At 74.1% G+C, this 17244-nt stretch carries 18 protein-coding genes; 4 read left to right on the top strand and 14 right to left on the bottom strand.

Going from position 1 to position 17244, the window contains the following annotated elements:
* Positions 1-85: 85 nt before the first annotated feature.
* From ACFVZH_RS06795 to ACFVZH_RS06805, 3 genes are read right to left on the bottom strand one after another with little or no spacing between them, the layout of a single operon-like run.
* Positions 86-976, bottom strand: a complete 891-nt coding sequence (locus tag ACFVZH_RS06795) for a branched-chain amino acid ABC transporter permease (protein ID WP_384893965.1) — start codon at positions 974-976, stop codon at positions 86-88.
* A complete protein-coding gene (locus ACFVZH_RS06800) occupies positions 973-1797 on the bottom strand; it encodes an ABC transporter ATP-binding protein (protein ID WP_384893966.1) in 825 nt (274 codons plus the stop codon). Before ACFVZH_RS06800 ends, ACFVZH_RS06795 begins: the two co-directional genes overlap by 4 nt.
* A complete protein-coding gene (locus tag ACFVZH_RS06805; RefSeq protein WP_384893968.1) occupies positions 1794-2612 on the bottom strand; it encodes an ABC transporter ATP-binding protein in 819 nt (272 codons plus the stop codon). Before ACFVZH_RS06805 ends, ACFVZH_RS06800 begins: the two co-directional genes overlap by 4 nt.
* A 196-nt stretch (positions 2613-2808) precedes the next feature.
* Here ACFVZH_RS06805 and ACFVZH_RS06810 point away from each other — a divergent pair, with 196 nt between their 5' ends.
* Positions 2809-4008: a PucR family transcriptional regulator gene (locus ACFVZH_RS06810; protein ID WP_384893970.1), complete on the top strand. Its 1200-nt coding sequence runs from the start codon at positions 2809-2811 to the stop codon at positions 4006-4008.
* Positions 4009-4560: 552 nt separating this feature from the next.
* Here ACFVZH_RS06810 and ACFVZH_RS06815 read toward each other — a convergent pair.
* Positions 4561-5712 carry a glycerate kinase gene (locus ACFVZH_RS06815; protein ID WP_384893972.1) on the bottom strand — a complete coding sequence of 384 codons (1152 nt, stop codon included), beginning with the start codon at positions 5710-5712 and terminating at the stop codon, positions 4561-4563.
* Between the two features lie 112 nt (positions 5713-5824).
* Here ACFVZH_RS06815 and ACFVZH_RS06820 point away from each other — a divergent pair, with 112 nt between their 5' ends.
* Positions 5825-6202: a hypothetical protein gene (locus ACFVZH_RS06820; RefSeq protein ID WP_384893974.1), complete on the top strand. Its 378-nt coding sequence runs from the start codon at positions 5825-5827 to the stop codon at positions 6200-6202.
* Positions 6133-7131 carry an ADP-ribosylglycohydrolase family protein gene (locus tag ACFVZH_RS06825; protein WP_384894285.1) on the top strand — a complete coding sequence of 333 codons (999 nt, stop codon included), beginning with the start codon at positions 6133-6135 and terminating at the stop codon, positions 7129-7131. The genes ACFVZH_RS06820 and ACFVZH_RS06825 overlap by 70 nt, the downstream gene beginning before the upstream one ends.
* 183 nt (positions 7132-7314) lie before the next feature.
* Here ACFVZH_RS06825 and ACFVZH_RS06830 read toward each other — a convergent pair whose 3' ends face one another.
* From ACFVZH_RS06830 to ACFVZH_RS06865, 8 genes are all read right to left on the bottom strand, one after another.
* Positions 7315-7518, bottom strand: a complete 204-nt coding sequence (locus ACFVZH_RS06830; RefSeq protein ID WP_384893976.1) for a type II toxin-antitoxin system VapB family antitoxin — start codon at positions 7516-7518, stop codon at positions 7315-7317.
* A 21-nt stretch (positions 7519-7539) separates the two neighbouring features.
* Positions 7540-8043 carry a methylated-DNA--[protein]-cysteine S-methyltransferase gene (locus ACFVZH_RS06835; RefSeq protein ID WP_384893978.1) on the bottom strand — a complete coding sequence of 168 codons (504 nt, stop codon included), beginning with the start codon at positions 8041-8043 and terminating at the stop codon, positions 7540-7542.
* A gap of 6 nt (positions 8044-8049) precedes the next feature.
* Complete coding sequence (locus ACFVZH_RS06840) at positions 8050-9537, bottom strand: AlkA N-terminal domain-containing protein (RefSeq protein WP_384893980.1); 1488 nt, start codon at positions 9535-9537, stop codon at positions 8050-8052.
* A gap of 99 nt (positions 9538-9636) precedes the next feature.
* Complete coding sequence (locus tag ACFVZH_RS06845; RefSeq protein WP_384893982.1) at positions 9637-10377, bottom strand: DUF4232 domain-containing protein; 741 nt, start codon at positions 10375-10377, stop codon at positions 9637-9639.
* Positions 10378-10461: 84 nt separating this feature from the next.
* Positions 10462-11082, bottom strand: coding sequence for an L-threonylcarbamoyladenylate synthase (locus ACFVZH_RS06850; RefSeq protein ID WP_384893984.1), 621 nt, complete (start codon positions 11080-11082; stop codon positions 10462-10464).
* 9 nt (positions 11083-11091) lie between these two features.
* Entirely contained in the window at positions 11092-12495 is a 1404-nt protein-coding gene (locus ACFVZH_RS06855) for a phytoene desaturase family protein (protein ID WP_384894287.1), read from the bottom strand.
* Between the two features lie 81 nt (positions 12496-12576).
* Positions 12577-13413, bottom strand: coding sequence for an inositol monophosphatase family protein (locus ACFVZH_RS06860; protein WP_384893986.1), 837 nt, complete (start codon positions 13411-13413; stop codon positions 12577-12579).
* 86 nt (positions 13414-13499) lie between these two features.
* Positions 13500-13916, bottom strand: a complete 417-nt coding sequence (locus ACFVZH_RS06865; protein WP_384893988.1) for a VOC family protein — start codon at positions 13914-13916, stop codon at positions 13500-13502.
* A gap of 231 nt (positions 13917-14147) precedes the next feature.
* Between ACFVZH_RS06865 and ACFVZH_RS06870 the strand changes: the two genes are divergently transcribed.
* Positions 14148-14957, top strand: coding sequence for a serine protease (locus ACFVZH_RS06870; protein ID WP_384893989.1), 810 nt, complete (start codon positions 14148-14150; stop codon positions 14955-14957).
* Here the strand turns inward: ACFVZH_RS06870 and ACFVZH_RS06875 are convergent.
* Both ACFVZH_RS06875 and ACFVZH_RS06880 read right to left on the bottom strand, forming a co-directional pair.
* Positions 14911-16452, bottom strand: coding sequence for an NCS1 family nucleobase:cation symporter-1 (locus tag ACFVZH_RS06875; RefSeq protein ID WP_384893991.1), 1542 nt, complete (start codon positions 16450-16452; stop codon positions 14911-14913). The two genes, ACFVZH_RS06870 and ACFVZH_RS06875, sit on opposite strands and share 47 nt — an antisense overlap.
* Positions 16453-16570: 118 nt before the next feature.
* A complete protein-coding gene (locus ACFVZH_RS06880) occupies positions 16571-17197 on the bottom strand; it encodes a hypothetical protein (RefSeq protein WP_384893993.1) in 627 nt (208 codons plus the stop codon).
* Positions 17198-17244 lie beyond the last annotated feature (47 nt).

Genomic DNA, 17244 nt, shown 5'->3' on the forward strand with positions numbered 1-17244 from the left:
GAACGGGAGCGCGGCGAGCAGCACACCGGCCGCGGACCAGCCGTACACCCGGGTACGGACGCGCAGGACGGGACGGGTGAGGGTCTCAGACACGGGCCAGCTCCTTCGTGCCGAAGAGTCCGGCCGGGCGGATCAGCAGCACCACGACCATCACCAGATACGGGGCGACGTCCCCGATCCCCCGGCCGAGGAACGCCAGATCGCCCTGGTAGCCGGTGGCGAGGGACTCGGTGATCCCCACCAGCAGACCGCCGACGAGAGCTCCCGTGGTGGAGTCGAGACCGCCGAGGATGGCGGCCGGGAACGCCTTCAGCGCGGCCAGCGAGGTGGCCCGCTCCAGGCCGGGGGTCGGGAAGACCGTGAGGAACAGGGCGGCGACGGCGGCGAGCGCACCGGCGACCGCCCAGGCGCCGAGCGAGACCCGGCCCAGCCGGATGCCCATCAGCGCGGCCGTCTCCTGGTTCTCGGCCGCGGCCCGCATCGCGACGCCCCAGGACGTGTACCGGAAGGCGAGCAGGAACGCCGTGATGAGCAGGGCCGCCGCGAGGAGCGCCGCGATCCGGGTCTCCGCGATCGTGACCGGTCCGACGGTGACGACGGCGTCCCCCCACGGATCGCCGAGGGCGAGGATGTCGGTGCCGATCCGCCGGGTCAGCTCGGTGGCCAGCAGGATGTCGACGCCGATGGTGACGATCGCCAGGACGCTGTGGTCGCCGCCCCGGTGCCGCCGCATCACGAAGAACTCGACGGCCGCGCCCACCACCGCCGCGCCCGCGATCCCGGCCACCAGCGCGGGCCAGAAGCCGATCGTGTCGTGCAGCACGGCGGTGACGTAACCGCCCGCGAGCAGCAGCGAGGCATGGGCGAAGTTGACGACCTCCGTGGCGCGGAAGATCACCACGAACCCGAGGGCGATGAGGGCGTAGATCGAGCCCAGTGAGACGCCGTTGATCAGGAATTCGGCGAAGGTGCTCACGCGGCGGCCTCCTCTCCGAGATAGGCGCGGACGACCGCCGGGTCGTTCTGCACGTCGGCGGGTGCCCCGTCGGCGATCCGGCGGCCGAAGTCGAGGACGGTGACGGAGTCGGCCAGCCGCATCACCAGACCCATGTCGTGCTCCACGAGGAGCACCGAGATGCCGAGGCTGTCGCGGACCCCCGCGATCACCGAGGCGGTACGGCGCCGCTCGTCGGCGGTCATGCCCGCGACCGGCTCGTCCAGGAGCAGCAGCTGCGGCTCCATGCACAGGGCACGGGCCAGCTCCGCCAGTTTCTGCTGCCCGTACGGCAAGGAGCCCGCGGGCCTCGCGAGCTGCTTCTCCAGTCCCACGAAGGCCGCGATCTCCCGGACCCTGGCCCGGTGCCGCGCCTCCTCCCGAGCCGCCGACGGCAGCCGCAGCCCCGCGGCCAGGAAGCCCGTGCGGGTGAGCCGGTGGCGGCCCAGCATCAGACTGTCCTCGACCGTGGCACGCGGCGGCAGCGCCAGGTTCTGGAAGATCCGCCCGACCCCGAGGTCCGCGATCCGGTGCGGCGCCAGCGCGGTCAGCTCGTGCGGGCCGAACCGCACGGAGCCCTCGGTGGCCCGGTACACACCGGAAAGCACGTTGAAACACGTCGACTTCCCTGCCCCGTTCGGACCGATCAGCGCGTGGACGGTCCCGGGCCGGACGGTGAACCCGACCCCGTCGAGAGCCGTGAGCCCGGCGAACCTGACCGTGACGTCCCGGACTGCCAGAACGGCGGGTGTCGAGCCCCCGGCGGGTGTCGGGTCCCCGGCGGGTATCGGGTTCCGTGTCATCGGGTTTCCTCCCAGCGGGACAGGACCGGGTGCGCGGCCCGCGCCTCGGCGGCGTCCGCGGCGGCGGTCTCGTCGACGACGCCCAGATAGCGGCGGCGGACCTCGTCGGAGGCGGCGAGCTCGGCGGCGGGGCCGGAGAGCGTGACCTCGCCGACCTCCAGGACGTACGCGAGAGAGGCGAGCCGCAGGGCCAGCGCCGCGTTCTGCTCGACGAGGAGCACGGCCGTGCCCTGCGCGTTGATCTCGCGGACGGCGTCGGCGATCCGGGCCGCCATCAGCGGGGCCAGGCCGAGAGAAGGCTCGTCCAGGAGCAGGAGCCCCGGCTCCGCCATGAGCGCGCGGCCGACGGCGAGCATCTGCTGCTCGCCGCCGGAAAGCAGCCCGGCCTGCTGACGGGCACGATCGGCCAGCACGGGGAACAACTCGTGCACACGCCGCAGCGCCGCCGCCTTCCCGGCGCGGCCGCCACGCCTGCCGAGCGCGCCCGCACGCAGGTTGTCCTCGACCGTCATGCGGGCGAAGACCTGGCGGCCCTCCGGCACCTGCGAGACGCCGGCCGCGACGACCCGGTCGGGCGTCAGCCCGTCGAGCGGGCGGCCGTCACGGCTCACCGACCCCGAGACCACGGCGCCGCCGTGGAAGCGCAACGTGCGCGAAACCGCCCGCAGCAGCGTGGACTTGCCGGCTCCGTTGCCTCCCAGGACCGTGACGACGGCGCCCGCCGGCACGGTCAGCGATACCCGCCGCAGCGCGTGCACAGGTCCGTATCCCGCCGTCAGGTCCGTCACCTGGAGGGCGGGTGCGGTACCTCCCATGGTTCCCCTTTCCCCGGCCGCCCTTGTTACTCGGCCGTTCAGTGGCGCTCACCCCAGCACCGCCCCGGACCGCGCGTCCACGTTCCGCGGCCGAAACGCTGCCGGTGACCAGCCGACGCGGCGACGGGCTGTGCATGCGCACAACGCTGCGCGTCAGGGCTGTGCGCGGGGGCCCGGAGCGGTGGATCCTCCCGGCATGGGACGGCGCAGACGGCGGACCGGCGACGACTGGAAGGTGCTCGCCCAGGCGTGCACGACGCTTCTGGAGCGGGTGCCGGAGCTGGTGGACGAACATCTACGGGAGCTCCACGCGTACGAGCCCGCCTACGGGCGGATCCTCCCGTACGACCAGCACTGGCAGGAGGCCCAGCAGGCGATGCGGATCGGGATCGAGATGATCTCGGCCCCCCGCGACTCGCCGCGGCGAGACCTGGAGCACGCGGACGAGATGGGCCGACGGCGGGCCGCGCAGGGCATGCCGCTGGAGCTCGTCGTCCACGCGTACCGGCACGCCGGGCACCTCGTGTGGGACGCCCTGATCGAGAGCGCGGGCGCCGACACGGCCCAGCTGGCCGCCCTGATGCAGTCCGCGACCACCGTCTGGTCGGCGGTGGACGCGCAGGCCGACACGGCGTCCGAGGCGTACCGGTCCGCCGAACTGGAACTGCGCCGCCGCACCGACGAACAGCTCCAGGCCCTCCTCGACGCGCTCCTCCAGGGCCAGCGCTCCCCCGAACTGGTCTCACGCGCCGCCGCGGGCCTCGACCTGCCGGAACAAGGACGGTACGCGGTCGTCGTCCTGCGCTACGACCGACGCGAGGAACGCGAACCGTTCCACCGGCAGGTCCAGGGCGAAGGCGTACGGTTCCTGTGGCGCATGGGCGCCGACTGCGAACTGGGCGTGGTGGCGCTCGCCGGGGACACCGGCCTCGACGCCCTCTCCGAACTCCTCGACGGCCGCTGCCCCGGACCCGGCGGCATCAGCCCCGTCGTCGTCGGCCTCACCGAACTCGGCCGCGCCCGGCGGCTCGCCGAACTGGCGCTCCGGACCTGCCCGCCCGGCAGCCGCGAGATCGTCCGCCTCGACCGCCGGATGGCGGCCGCGCTCGTCGTCTCCCAGCCCGAGATGGCCGGCCTCCTCGTCTCCGACGTCCTCGGCGGCCTCCTCGAACTCGATCCCGCCGACCGTGCCGTCCTCCTGGAGACGCTCGACGCGTGGCTCGACTGCGAGGGGTCCGCCGGGCGGGCGGCCGGCCGTCTCTACTGCCACCGCAACACGGTCTTCAACCGCCTCCGCCGCCTCGAACAGCTGACCTCCCGGTCCCTGTCCCGCCCCCGCGACCTCACCGAGATGACGCTCGCCCTCGACGCCTTCCGCCTCACGTCACCGGGATGACCCCGTCTTGGACCGCCCCCGCCCTGCACCACGCGGCCGCGCCCTGTGTGGGCCCGCGCCATGCGGCCGCGCCCCGCCCTGTGGCACCGCCGTGTGGGCCGCCGCCATGAGACCGCGCCTCCACCCCGCGGCACCCCCATGTGGGCCCGCCCCATGAGACCGCTCCCCGCCCCGTGGCACCGCCCTGTGGGCCCGCGCGCCTGCTGGCCGGGCCCTCGCCCCGTGTGGGCAATCGTCCCGCTGGGGCGGGACGGGTGGGCACACGGGACGGCGCCCTTGGCGGCGCCTCCGCCCCTTGCGCCTGGACCCGCACCGACAGCGTGACGCGCAACAGGTGCGGGTTCGGGCGCGGAAGCCTAGGCCCGGCAACGGGCACCGTTCCGTTGTGCCCACCCGTTCCGCCCCAGCGGAACAGTTGCCCACAACGTGGGGGGGGTGGCCCGGACCGGCCGCACCCGCAGCGGGGGTGGGGCCGGGGGGCCGCATTCGCGCGGCGGAGGGCCCGGCCGCGTTCGCGGGGGGCCTCGACGGGGCCCGGGCCGATCGGCGCGGCTAGGAGAGGAAGTCGTGGGCGATGGCGGCGGCGGTGGATTCGAGGAGGGGGCCGGCGTTGGCGATGCACTTGGCGGTGTCGGGCTCGAGGGCCGTGAGGGGGTAGGCGCGGCGGATGCCGGCGGCGCCGAGGGCCTCGGGCGGGAGGGCGAGGCGGCCGCAGACGGCGACGACTTCCTTGCCGGCGGCGCGCGCGGCGGCGGCGACGCCGGCGGGGGCCTTGCCGTGGAGGGTCTGCTCGTCGAGGGAGCCTTCGCCGGTGATGACGAGGGTGGCGCGTTCCAGGGCGGGGGCGAAGCCGAGGACTTCGAGCATGAGCTCGATGCCGGGTCGGAAGCTCGCGCCGAGGATGAGGGCGCCGTAGCCGATGCCGCCGGCGCCGCCGGCGCCGGGAGCGGCGGCGGCTTCGGCGGCCTTGGGGCCGATGGCCTTCTCCAGGACGGTGGCGAAGTGGGCGAGGGCCGCGTCGAGGGTGCGGACGTCGTCGGGGGTGGCGCCCTTCTGGGGGCCGTAGACGGCGGGGGCGCCCTTGGGTCCGGTGAGCGGGTTGTCGACGTCGCTCGCGAGGATGAGGTCGATGTCGGCGAGGCGGGGGTCGAGGCCGGTGAGGTCGGCGGTGGCCAGGTCGGCGAGGGGAGCGCCGCCGGGGCCGACGGGTTCGCCGGCCGCGTCGAGGAAACGGGCGCCGAGCGCGGCGAGCATGCCGGCGCCGCCGTCGGTGGTGGCGCTGCCGCCGACGCCGAAGACGACGGTGGTGGCGCCGGCGTCGAGGGCCGCGCGGAGTAGTTCGCCGGAGCCGTACGTGGTCGCGGTGAGCGGGGCGAAGACGCCGCGCGGGAGGAGCTGGAGGCCGGATGCCTCCGCCATCTCGACGACGGCGGTGGTGCCGCGCAGCGCGAACGCCGCGGTGACCTGTTCGCCGAGCGGTCCGGTCACGCGCACGTCGCGGCGGTCGAATCCGGCCGCGACGGCGGCCGCGACGGTGCCGTCGCCGCCGTCGGCGACGGGGAGCGTCTCCACGGTGAGTCCGGGGAGGACCCGTCGCAGTCCTGCTGTGACCCGCTCCGCGACCTGTACGGCCGTGAGCGAGCCCTTGAACTTGTCAGCCGCCACGAGCACGTGAGCGACCTGAGTTGCTGCTCCGTCCGTCACCTTGCATCCCTTGCTTTCGAACGTGCAGTCGCGCCGAGCCTGACCCTATCCGTACCGCCAGACGGCGTGCCACCCCCTGATGAGGCGATATTCCGCACCATAGTGGGGTCACATGAGTGCGGAACCGATCGAACGGGCCTCGCGTGAGCGGCACGATCCCGATGGCAAGGTCATCGGGATCGGGGTCGTGGCCGTGGTGGCGGTCGTCGGCTGGGCGGCGCTGGGCGAGGACTCCTTCGACGGCGCGTCGTCGGCGGCGCTGAAGTGGCTCCAGACGGCGAGGATCCTGGTGGCGCTGCCGTTCGTGGTGGTGATGCTGGTGCTGTGCTTCGCGCTGCTGAAGGAGTTGAGATGGGTCTCGCGCGTCGGGAGCTCGCGGACCGGATCCTGGGCGGCTGGACGGGCCGGATCGCGGGGAACATGCTCGGCAAGCCGGTGGAGCGGGGTGACCACTGGACCCGGGAGCACATCGACGCGTATCTGCGGCTGACGGGCGCGCTGCCGCTGACGGACTACCTGCCTCCGCCGCCGCCCGGCGCGACCGGGTTCGAGCTGCGGCCGGAGTGGCCGCGGTGTGTGCGGGGCGGGGTCGACGGCAGCTGCCGGGACGACGACGTGGACTGGTCGGTGCTCGGGCTGCACGTCCTGGAGACGCGCGGCTTCGGCTTCACGACGGAGCAGCTGGGCGAGGAGTGGCTGCTGCGGCTGCCGTACCTGCAGACGTTCACGGCCGAGCGGGTCGCCTACCGGAACCTCGCGAACGGGCTGCGGCCGCCGCTGACGGCCACGTACGAGAATCCGTACCAGGAGTGGATCGGCGCGCTGATCCGGGCCGACGTCTACGGCTGGACCTGTCCGGGCGATCCGGTCCGGGCGGCCTCGCTGGCCCGACGGGACGCGGTCCTGTCGCACACCGGGAACGGGGTGTACGGGGCGATGTGGGCGGCGGCCGTCGTCGCGGCGGCGTTCACGGCGCCGGATGTCCGGTCCGCACTGGAGGCGGGGCTCGAGCGGGTGCCGGCGAGCAGCCGGCTGGCCCGGACGGTCCGCGGGACGATCGCCCTGTACGAGTCGGGGCTGGGCTGGTCCGCCGCGCTCTCCGAGCTCGCGGAGCGCACGGCGGGGCTGGGCTGGATCCACACGGTCCCGAACGCGGCCGTGCTCACCGCCGGACTCCTCTACGGGGAGGGGGACTTCACCCGCACGATCGCCCTGACCGTACGCGGTGGCCTCGACACGGACTCGAACGGCGCCACGGCGGGTTCGGTGGCCGGGGTGATGTGCGGGGCCGCCGCGATTCCGCCGCAGTGGTCGGAGCCGCTGCGGGACCGGGTGCGCAGCGCGGTGTTCGGTTTCGACGGCGTCCGGATCAGCGAACTGGCGGAACGGACGCTGCGGTTGGCCGTGCCGGCCGTGTGACGGGCGGGGAGGCGGTCGGTTCGGCGGCGGGCTGCTTGGGATCCACCGGGTGGTGGAGGGAGGACATCGCCGCGGAGAAGAGCAGCAGGGCGCCGACGACCAGGACGAGGGACCCGACGAGTACCCAGAAGCATCCGCCGATCAGCAGGCGCGCGCGCCGGTCGGACGCCTCGGACACCGGGGTCAGCCCTGCTGGGGTTCGGGCGGGACGATCCGGCCGGTGCGGTGCGGCTCGTCCCGGCTGACGGCCCGGGCCTCGGTGCGGTGGCCGCGGGCGATGTAGTCGCGGACGACGGCCTCGACGGCGTCCTGGGGGCTGCCGATGCCTGCCAGGACCATGACTTCCACGACGAGTTCGGCGTCGAGCGCGATGTTCACCTTGGCCATGGCGGGAACCTAACACCTCGTTCAGAAAAGGGCGTCCGGTTCCGTCGCACCGGATTCGAAGGCGAGGAGACGCTGCTTGCGGTCGAGTCCGCCGCCGTAGCCGGTGAGCCCGCCGCCGGCGCCGATCACCCGGTGGCAGGGGACGATGATGCTGACGGGGTTCTTGCCGTTGGCCAGGCCGACGGCCCGGGAGGCGCCGGGGTTGCCCAGTTCCTCGGCGAGTTCGCCGTAGGTCCGGGTCTCCCCGTACGGGATGCGGAGCAGCCGGTCCCAGACCCGCAGCTGGAACGGGGTGCCGATCAGGTTCAACGGCAGCTCGAACGTGGTGAGTTCACCGGCGAAGTAGGCGTCGAGCTGGCGGACGGCCTCGTCGAAGGGGCGGGGGTCGGGCTCGCCGAAGGTGTCCTCGGGCGGGCGGTGGCGCTGGCCGGTCATGTGGACGCGGCTGAGGACGCCGTCGACGGCGACGAGCGTCAGCGGGTCGTACGGGCTGTCCACGACGGTGTGCCGGACGGTGGGGGCCATGGGGGTTCAGTGTCCTTCGCTGGGCAGGTGGTTGACGGGGTGGTCGTCGGTCGCCCAGAGGTACTGGACGGCGTAGGCACGCCACGGGCGCCAGTGCGCGGCGCGGTCGGTGAGCGCGGCGGGTGTGCCGGGCAGGCCGAGTCCCTCGGCGGCGCGGCGGACTCCGAGGTCGCCGGGGAGGAAGGCGTCGGGGTCGCCGAGGGCCCGCATGGCGATGATCTCGGTGGTCCAGGGTCCGAAGCCGGGCAGGGCCAGCAGCCGGGCGCGGGCCTCCTCCCGGTCCTCGGCGGGGCCGAGGCTGAGCGAGCCGTCGGCGAGGGCCCGGGCCAGGGTGAGGAGGGTGGTGCGGCGGCTGCGCGGCAGGGCGAGCGTCTCGGGGTCGAGGGCGGCGAGCGCCTCGGGGCCGGGGAAGAGGTGGGTGAGGCCGCCTTCGGGGTCGTCGACCGGGACCCCGTGCGCGGTGACGAGCCGGGCGGCGTGGGTGCGGGCGGCGGCGGTGGAGACCTGCTGGCCGAGGACGGCCCGTACGGCGAACTCGGCGGGGTCGACGCTGCCGGGTACCCGGCGGCCGGGCGCCGCGTCGACCAGCGGCGCGAGCAGCGGGTCGGCGCGCAGCCGCTCGTCGACGGCGACGGGGTCGGCGTCGAGGTCGAGGAGCCGTCGGCAGCGGCTGATCGCGTGGGCGAGGTCGCGGGGGTCGGTGAGGGAGAGCCGGCAGGCGATGTGGTCGGCGCGCGGGGAGAGGGCGACGATGCCGTGCCCGTACGGCAGGCTCAGCGTCCGGCGGTAGGCGCCGGCGCGCCATTCCTCGACGCCGGGGACGGCGGTCGCGGCGAGGTGGCCGAAGAGGTTGGAGGGTTCCAGCGGCGCGCGGAACGGCAGCCGGAGGCTGATCCCCCCGGGGGTGGCGGGTGAACCGGCCGGGGAGCGGCGGGCCGCCCGGGCGCGGAGTTCGCCGGGGGTGAGGGCGAAGACCTCGCGGATGGTGTCGTTGAAGGTGCGGATCGAGGAGAAGCCGGCGGCGAAGGCGGCCTCGCCCAGGGGCATGGGGGTGGTCTCGATGAGCACGCGGGCGGTCTGTGCGCGCTGGGCGCGGGCCAGGGCCAGGGGCCCGGCGCCCAGTTCCGCGAGCAGCTGGCGCTCGATCTGGCGGGTCGACCAGCCGAGGCGCCGGGCGAGCCCGGGTACGCCCTCCCGGTCGACGACGCCGTCCTGGATGAGCCGCATGGCGCGGGCGACGGCGTCGGCCCGGACGTTCCACGCGGGCGAGCCGGGGCTCGTGTCGGGCCGGCACCGCTTGCAGGCCCGGAAGCCGGCCCGCTGGCAGGAGGCCGCGCTGGGGTGGAACTCCATGTTCTCGGGCTTGGGCGGGACGACGGGGCAGCTGGGCCGGCAGTAGATCCGGGTGGTGCGGACGGCGGTGAAGAACACGCCGTCGAAGCGGGCGTCCTTCGAGTGGACGGCCCGCACGCAGCGCTCGGTGTCGGTGTGCATGGGTCCAGGATCGGGGACGGACGGCTCCCGGGCTGGCGAGAAAACGACATGGTCGTCCGCCCTCGCTCGGACCCGGGCGCCGGGGTCGGGGCGGCCGGGTCAGTTGCCGCCGACGGGGCCGACGTACGTGCCGGGGTGGGTGGCTCCGTCCTGGAGCAGCACCGAGGAGAAGTCCCAGGTCAGCGTGGTCGAGTGGGTCTCGCCGGGCGGGGTGACGACGATCCGCTTCGGGGTGAGCTCGACGCCGGAGCCCTCTTCGTACGACTGGTAGGTGAGGGTGAAGGTCGTCGTGGCCCCGGGCTTCAGGGTGACGGGTCGGGGCGTCTGGGACGTCTGGCGGGGCAGCGACCAGGTGGTGTCGCCGACGAGGTCGACGCCCGGGTAGCCCTTCAGGGTGCAGGGGGCGCCGCTCTTGTTGGTGAGCCGGACGACGACCGCGCCCTGTTCGCCGACGGCCTGGGCGCCGCTGCCGGGCGCGATCGCGAAGCCGAGTCCGGCGGTGCGGCAGGGCCGGGCCGCCGCCGGGGCGCCGGACTCGGTCGCCGTGCCGCCGGAGGCCGAACCGCCCGAGGAGGCCGAGGGGGACGAGCCGCCCGAGGAGGCCGTGCCGCCGGACGCCGTACCGCCCGAGGAGGACGAGCCGCCGGAGGCCGACGAGCCGTCCGACGACGGGCCGCCGGCGCCGTCCGAGGAGGAGGGTGCCGGGGCCGAGGTCGCGCCGGGGGTCGAGCCGCCGCTCGCCGAGCCCGAGGTCGTGCCGCCGGAGCAGCCCGTCAGGACGAGGCCGCACACGAGCGCGGCGGCGGACAGGGCGGATGTGCGAAGACGACGCCTGGACATGGTGGAACTCCCCCGTTGTGGTGCCTAGTCGGAACGGCACAGGATCACATGCCGGTACGCGGCCCGGCCCGTCGGCGCGCCGTCCTACTCGAACCGCGTGGTGTCTCCCGCCCCGCGGCGCACGATCTCGGGCTCGCCACTGGAGAAGTCGACGACAGTGGTCGGTTCGGTTCCGCATTCGCCGGAATCGAGGACGGCGTCGACCTGGTGGTCGAGCCGTTCCTTGATCTCCCAGCCCTGGGTCAGCGGCTCGGCCTCGTCGGGCAGCAGGAGGGTGCTGGACAGGAGCGGCTCGCCGAGTTCGGCGAGGAGGGCCTGGGTGACGACGTGGTCGGGGATGCGCACGCCGACCGTCTTCTTCTTCGGGTGGAGGAGCTGGCGCGGCACCTCCTTCGTCGCGGGCAGGATGAAGGTGTACGCCCCGGGGGTCGCCGCCTTGACCGCACGGAAGACGTCGTTGTCGATGTGCACGAGCTGGCCCAGCTGGGCGAAGTTCTGGCACATCAGGGTGAAGTGGTGCCGGTCGTCGAGATCGCGGATCGCCCGGATGCGGCTGATGCCGTCACGGCTGCCGAGCCGGCTGCCCAGTGCGTAGCAGGAGTCGGTGGGGTACGCGACGAGCGCCCCGTTCCGGATGCTGTCGGCCACCGCGGCGATCGTGCGGTGCTGGGGGTTGTCGGGGTGGACGTCGAAGTACTTGGCCATGGGGGCAGTCTATTTTCGCAGCCGCCGCCATACCGCCTTCGCCGCGTTGTGGCCGGACATGCCGTGGACGCCGGGGCCGGGCGGGGTGGCGGAGGAGCAGAGGAAGACCGCCGGATGCGGGGTGGCGTAGGGGCGCAGCGAGAGGGTGGGGCGCAGCAGGAGCTGGAGGCCGCGGGCGGCGCCGCAGGCGATGTCGCCGCCGACGTAGTTGGCGTTGCGGGCGGCGAGTTCGGGCGGTCCCGCGGTGGCGCGGGCCAGGACGCGGTCGCGGAAGCCGGGGGCGAAGCGCTCGATCTGGCGCTCGACCGCCTCGGTGAGGTCGCCCCGCCAGCCGTTGGGCACGTGGCCGTAGGCCCAGAAGACGTGCTTGCCCTCGGGGGCGCGCGAGGGGTCGACGAGGCTGGGCTGGGCGGTGATGAGGAAGGGGGCGTCGGGGGCGGTGCCGGAGGACGCCTCGCGCAGCGCGGTGTCGATCTCGCCGGCGGTGGGGCCGATCTGGACGGTGCCGGCCCGCCGGGGTTCCTCGGCGGTCCACGGCACGGGGCCGTCCAGGGCGTAGTCGATCTTGAAGACGCTCGCGCCGTACTTGTAGTGGTCGTAGTGGCCGCCGAAGCCGGCGATCCGGGCGAGGGCGGTGGGCGAGGTGTCGAAGACGTAGGCACGGGCCGGCGGCAGGTCGTCGAGGCGCTTGACCTCGAAGTCGGTGTGGACGGCGCCGCCGAGGTCCTTGAGGTAGGCGGTGAGGGCGTCGGAGATCGACTGCGAGCCGCCCCGGGGCATCGGCCAGCCGCCCGCGTGCGCGGCGAGCGCGAAGACGAGACCGACGGCTCCGGTGGCGAAGCCGCCGAGCGGGGCGATGACGTGGCCGACGAGTCCGGCGAAGAGCGCGCGGGCCTTCTCGTCCTGGAACCTTCGCATCAGCCAGGTGGAGGGCGGCAGTCCGGCGAGGCCGAAGCGGGCGAGGGTGACCGGGTCGCGGGGCAGCGCGGTGAGCGGCAGCTGCATGAAGTCCCGCGCCAGGGTGTCCCACTTGCCGACGAAGGGGGCGACGAGCCGGCGGTACGCCCCGGCGTCGCGCGGCCCGAAGGAGGCGGCGGTCTCGGCGACGGACCGGGCGAGGACGGCGGCGGTGCCGTCGTCCCAGGGGTGGGCCATGGGCAGTTCGGGGTGGAGCCACTCCAGGCCGTACCGGTCGAGCGGCATCGTCTTGAAGACCGGCGAGCCGGCTCCGAGGGGGTGTACGGCGGAGCAGGGGTCGTGCCGGAAGCCGGGGAGGGTCAGCTCCTCGGTCCTCGCGCCGCCGCCCACGGTCGGCTCGGCCTCGAACACGGCCACGGAGAAGCCGCGCCGGGCCAACTCCACGGCGGCGGTCAGTCCGTTGGGTCCCGCCCCCACGACGACGGCATCGAGCATCGACGTCTCGTTCGTCACCTTCGGACTCCTTCGTCAGCCGATGGCCAAGGCTCCCAGGATAGGCCGGTGGCCCGGCCGGGCTCACCGCCCCCCGAGGAGTCCGCGGATCCGCTCCGCGGTGGCCGCGTCCCGGGCCGCCGTGAACGGCAGCGCGTTGCCCCCGGTGATCCGGAACGGCTCCCCCGCGACCGTCGTGTCGGTGCCGCCGGCCTCGGTGACCAGGAGGAGCCCGGCCGCGTGGTCCCAGGCGTACTCCCAGTTGAAGGCGGTGGCGTCGAGGGCTCCGCGCGCCACGGCGAGGTACTCGAGTCCGGCCGAGCCGCAGGGGCGGGGGCGCACCCCCTCGGTACGGAGGCCGAGCAGGGCCCGCTTCTGGTCGGGGGTGGTGTAGTCGGGGTGCGAGGTGGCGACCTCCAGGACCGCGCCGGGGGCGGGCGAGCCGGAGCGCAGGGGCCGTCCACCGAGGGTGGCGCCCCGGCCGCGCACGGCGACGGCGAGCTCGTCCAGGGCGGGGGCGAAGGTCCAGGAGGCCAGTACCTCGCCGTGGTGGGCGAGCGCGACGAGGGTGCAGAAGGCGGGGTCGCCGTGGACGAACTGGCGGGTGCCGTCGACGGGGTCGACGATCCAGACCGGGGCGTCGCCGCGCAGCGCCTCGTAGACGGCGGGGTCGGCGTGGACGGCCTCCTCGCCGACGACGACGGAGCCGGGCAGGAGGGCGGTCAGGGAGGCGGTGAGATGGGCCTCGGCCTCCCGGTCCGCGACGGTGACCAGGTCGTGCGGCCCGTTCTTCTCGACGATCTCCTCGACGGCGAGCTGCCGGAAACGCGGCATGATCTCGGCGGCGGCCGCTTTGCGGACCGCCTCCTCCACCTCGCCCGTACCACCGTCGAGGACGTGCTCAAGGAAGTCTCCGATCATGTCTCCCAGCTAAGCACGCGGCGCTGACAACCGGTACGGCGCGCACGTCACCCGCCGTTCCCCCGGGGAACACCCGCCGGCCGGGTTCACCGCTCGGGGCAGAGGAACTCCAGACGGTTCTCGTGGCAGTCGGTGGTGTAGAAGCGCCGGTGGCCGGGGAAGTTGTCGTCCCAGGTCACCTTGGCCCCCAGCGCGGTCAGCCGCTCCGCCAGGCCGTCGAGGTCGGCGACCAGGATCCCGGGGTGTCCCTTGCGGGCCGGCCGGAAGTCCTCCTCGACGCCGAGGTGGATCTCCAGGGCGTCGAGGCGTACCCACAGGCCGCCGCGGGCCGCGAGCACCGGGGGCTTCTCGATCTCCGTCATGCCCAGCACGTCGACGTAGAACCGGCGGCACGCCTCCTCCTCGCCCGGCGGCAGGGAGAGCTGTACGTGGTGGAGCCCGAGCCCGAAGGCCGACGTCGCCTCCGCGGTGTCGTAGGGCAGTGCGCGCTGACGCTGACTCATGGGATCGGACCCTTTCATCCTCGGTACGGGGCCGTCGCCCGGCCCGGGTCACCGTACGTCCGCGGGGGCCGACGCCGCCCGGGGGCCCGGGTCGTCGTCAACGGTCCGTGACCCGGTACCGCCTTGATCGTTGACGACCCGATGGGCCGGGCCGGCCGCGTGGACGGGCAGAGGAAACGTCTCCGCATCCCGGACGGCCCGGGACGACGCGGTCGACGGTTCGGAGACTTCATGGGATGGGCGAGGAAGATCACGGCGGCGGTGGCGGGGGCGGTCGCGGCCGTCTGTCCGCTCGGGCCCGTGCCGGCGCACGGGATCGTGGGCGGGCAGGAGGCGCAGCCGCACCAGTACCCGTACATGGCGGGACTCGTGGACCTGGAGGAGCGGTGGGTGATGTGCGGCGGGGCGCTGATCACCGAGCGGTACGTGCTCACCGCGGCGCACTGCGTGACGGGCTCGTACAGCAGCACCACGCGCGTGGGCGTCCTCCTCGGCGACCACGACCTGACGTCGGAGGCGGACAGCCCGGACGCCGTGCTCGCGGCCCCCGCCCGCTTCTCCGTGCACCCGGGCTACGACCCCGGGACCCAGGTGAACGACATCGCGCTGATCCGGCTCGCGGAGCCGGTCGCGTACCGCCGGGCCGTGAGCCCCGTCGGGCTGCCCGTCTCCTTCCCTCCCACCGCGTTCGACCACACGCGGGTGGAGGCGCCGGGCTGGGGCACCACCTCGTTCGGCGGCCGCACCTCCGACGTCCTGCGGACCGTGGTCCTCGACACGATGAGCAACACGACGTGCGTGCACCGCGGGATGAGCCGGGTGACGTCCGCCCAGATCTGCACCTACGCCCCCGGGCGGGACACCTGTCAGTTCGACTCCGGCGGCCCGCTCGTCCACCGGGAGGGCGGCCGGCCGTACCTGGTCGCCCTGGTGTCGTACGGGAGGGGGTGCGCCACCGACGCCCCCGCGGTGAACACGCGCGTCGCGTCGTACCTCAGCTGGATCGAACGGACGGTCGGGAGGCTCCCCCACGCCTCATGAGGACGGTGTAGAGGAGGAGGGCGGCCGCGAGACCGACGGCCCAGCCGTAATCGGCGAGGGGCTTGAGGAACGGGATCAGGCCGTCCTCGGGGAACGGTCCGGTGCCGGGGGCCGAGTGGGAGCCGCCGACGGCCAGGACGCCACCGACCACGAAGGCGAGGACGGCCACCGGGTTCCAGCCGCCCCGGTACCAGTAGGGGCCGTCGGCGCGGTAGAGCCCCTCGAGGTCCAGGACCGTCCGGCGCACGAGCCAGTAGTCGGCGATGAGGATGCCGGCGACCGTGCCGAGGAGACCGCCGACCAGGCCGAGCCAGGTGAAGATGTACAGCTCGGGCGTGGCGGTGAGCTTCCACGGCATGATGACGACGCCGACGACCCCGGTGATCAGCGCGCCCGTACGGAAGTTCACCAGCTTCGGGGCCAGATGGGCGAGGTCGTACGCCGGGGACACGACGTTGGCGGCGATGTTCACCGACAGGGTGGCGACGAGGACCGTGACGAGGGCGAAGAGGAGCCCGAAGACGTTGTCGGTCTTGGCGGCGAGCGCCACCGGGTCCCAGACCGGTGCCCCGTAGACGGCCTGCGAGCCGGAGGTGACGAGCACCGAGAGCAGTGCGAACAGGGTCATGGTGGTGGGCAGGCCCAGGGTCTGCCCGAGGACCTGGGCGCGCTGCCCGGCGCCGAAGCGGGTGAAGTCGGGGATGTTCAGGCTGAGCGTGGCCCAGAAGGCGATCATGCCCATCAGCGCGGGGAAGAAGACGGGCCAGAAGTCGGCGCCCCAGCCGAGCCGGGAGGGCTGGTCGAGCAGCGGGCCGAGGCCGCCCGCCTTGACCGTGATCCAGACGAGGAGGGCGAGCGCGCCGACGATCACGAACGGCGCGGCCCAGTTCTCGAAGCGGCGCAGGGCGTCCATGCCCCGGTAGATGACGGCGAGTTCGAGGGCCCAGAAGAGGACGAAGCAGAGCCACAGGGTCCAGGGCCGGCCGCCGATCCGCGACGCCTCGGCCCAGGCGCCGCCGAAGACCTTGTCGAGCAGGACAAAGACGCCCTGGCCGCCGATCCAGGTCTGGATGCCGAACCAGGCGCAGGCGACCCCGGCGCGGACGAGGGCGGGCAGGTTGGCCCCGCGCAGTCCGAAGGAGGCGCGGGCGAGGACCGGGAAGGGGATGCCGTACTTGGGTCCCGCGTGGCCGGTGAGCAGCATCGGGAACAGGACGACGACGTTGGCGAGGGCGATGGTGAGGACGGCCTGCTTCCAGTCCATGCCGAGGGCGACCAGACCGGAGGCGAGCATCCAGGAGGGGATGTTGTGGGCCATGCCGACCCAGAGCGCCGCGAAGTTGTAGGTGGTCCAGCGGCGTTCGGCCACGGGGACGGGCAGCAGGTCGTCGTTGACGAAGCGGGGGTCGGCGGGGGTGGTGCCGGGCGCGAGCTCGGCACGGTCGTCGCGGACCTCCGCGACGTCGGGACTTCCGGAGGGTGCTGTTGCGGTCATGGACGGAACCCTTCGTTCGGGGACGGGAACGAGGCCGTGCGGGCGTGGGGTTCTTGACCGTGCGGAGTCTTGTCCCAGGGGACAGGGGCGTCAAGGGAGATGACGTCCCGTCAGCGGATCACGAGCCGTTCCCGGCGGCCGCGGTGGCGTCCGGTGCGGTGTCCGGTGCGTCCGGTGCGGTGCCCGCAGGGCCCTCAGGTGCGGCGGCGGTGGCGTCCCGGGCGGGGACCTCGCCCCCGCACGTCGTACGGCCGAAGGCGCCGGTCGCGGTGGCGCGCTGCACGTGGCGGCCGTGGACGGCGAGGGTGCAGCTCGCCGTGCCGCCCTTCTCCCCGAGAGTGACACGGACGGCAGGAGCGGCGCCGGCCGGGACGCTCACGGTCTTCCGCCACGGGAGCGGAGCGCCCGTGACCACGGCCGTCCCGTCGGCTCCGGGGCCGCGGTAGGAGATGTCGGCGGTGCCTTCGCCGAGCACCTCGTAGGTGACGTCGACGGGGGCCGCGGCGCCTGCCGGCGCGCCGTGCCGAGGCGCCGGACCGCCGTCTGGGCCGGAGGTGCCGTACGCGAGGGCGGCGGCGGCCGCGCCGCAGGCGAGCAGCAGTGCCGCCGCGACGGCGAGGCCACGGCGGCGGGGGCCGCGACGGCCCGCGGCGTCCCCGCCGGCGGCCGGGGAAATCCCTTCGCTTTCCGGCCCTTTGGGGTCTTCCGGCCCTGCCGGTTCTTCCGGTACTTCCTTCGTTGACATGGCCGCGCTTTCGGTCGACGGGAATTCGACCCGGGTTATACACCATC

This window comes from Streptomyces sp. NPDC059534, assembly GCF_042743475.1.
Classification (GTDB): domain Bacteria; phylum Actinomycetota; class Actinomycetes; order Streptomycetales; family Streptomycetaceae; genus Streptomyces.

What these genes read in the sequence shown, in the direction of transcription:
- ACFVZH_RS06800 (WP_384893966.1), bottom strand. Translation starts at nt 1,797, where the DNA reads ATGACACGGAACCCGATACCCGCCGGGGACCCGACACCCGCCGGGGGC.
- ACFVZH_RS06805 (WP_384893968.1), bottom strand. Translation starts at nt 2,612, where the DNA reads ATGGGAGGTACCGCACCCGCCCTCCAGGTGACGGACCTGACGGCGGGA.
- ACFVZH_RS06810 (WP_384893970.1), top strand. Translation starts at nt 2,809, where the DNA reads ATGGGACGGCGCAGACGGCGGACCGGCGACGACTGGAAGGTGCTCGCC.
- ACFVZH_RS06820 (WP_384893974.1), top strand. Translation starts at nt 5,825, where the DNA reads ATGAGTGCGGAACCGATCGAACGGGCCTCGCGTGAGCGGCACGATCCC.
- ACFVZH_RS06825 (WP_384894285.1), top strand. Translation starts at nt 6,133, where the DNA reads ATGCTCGGCAAGCCGGTGGAGCGGGGTGACCACTGGACCCGGGAGCAC.
- ACFVZH_RS06830 (WP_384893976.1), bottom strand. Translation starts at nt 7,518, where the DNA reads ATGGCCAAGGTGAACATCGCGCTCGACGCCGAACTCGTCGTGGAAGTC.
- ACFVZH_RS06835 (WP_384893978.1), bottom strand. Translation starts at nt 8,043, where the DNA reads ATGGCCCCCACCGTCCGGCACACCGTCGTGGACAGCCCGTACGACCCG.
- ACFVZH_RS06840 (WP_384893980.1), bottom strand. Translation starts at nt 9,537, where the DNA reads ATGCACACCGACACCGAGCGCTGCGTGCGGGCCGTCCACTCGAAGGAC.
- ACFVZH_RS06845 (WP_384893982.1), bottom strand. Translation starts at nt 10,377, where the DNA reads ATGTCCAGGCGTCGTCTTCGCACATCCGCCCTGTCCGCCGCCGCGCTC.
- ACFVZH_RS06850 (WP_384893984.1), bottom strand. Translation starts at nt 11,082, where the DNA reads ATGGCCAAGTACTTCGACGTCCACCCCGACAACCCCCAGCACCGCACG.
- ACFVZH_RS06855 (WP_384894287.1), bottom strand. Translation starts at nt 12,495, where the DNA reads ATGCTCGATGCCGTCGTCGTGGGGGCGGGACCCAACGGACTGACCGCC.
- ACFVZH_RS06860 (WP_384893986.1), bottom strand. Translation starts at nt 13,413, where the DNA reads ATGATCGGAGACTTCCTTGAGCACGTCCTCGACGGTGGTACGGGCGAG.
- ACFVZH_RS06865 (WP_384893988.1), bottom strand. Translation starts at nt 13,916, where the DNA reads ATGAGTCAGCGTCAGCGCGCACTGCCCTACGACACCGCGGAGGCGACG.
- ACFVZH_RS06870 (WP_384893989.1), top strand. Translation starts at nt 14,148, where the DNA reads ATGGGATGGGCGAGGAAGATCACGGCGGCGGTGGCGGGGGCGGTCGCG.
- ACFVZH_RS06875 (WP_384893991.1), bottom strand. Translation starts at nt 16,452, where the DNA reads ATGACCGCAACAGCACCCTCCGGAAGTCCCGACGTCGCGGAGGTCCGC.
- ACFVZH_RS06880 (WP_384893993.1), bottom strand. Translation starts at nt 17,197, where the DNA reads ATGTCAACGAAGGAAGTACCGGAAGAACCGGCAGGGCCGGAAGACCCC.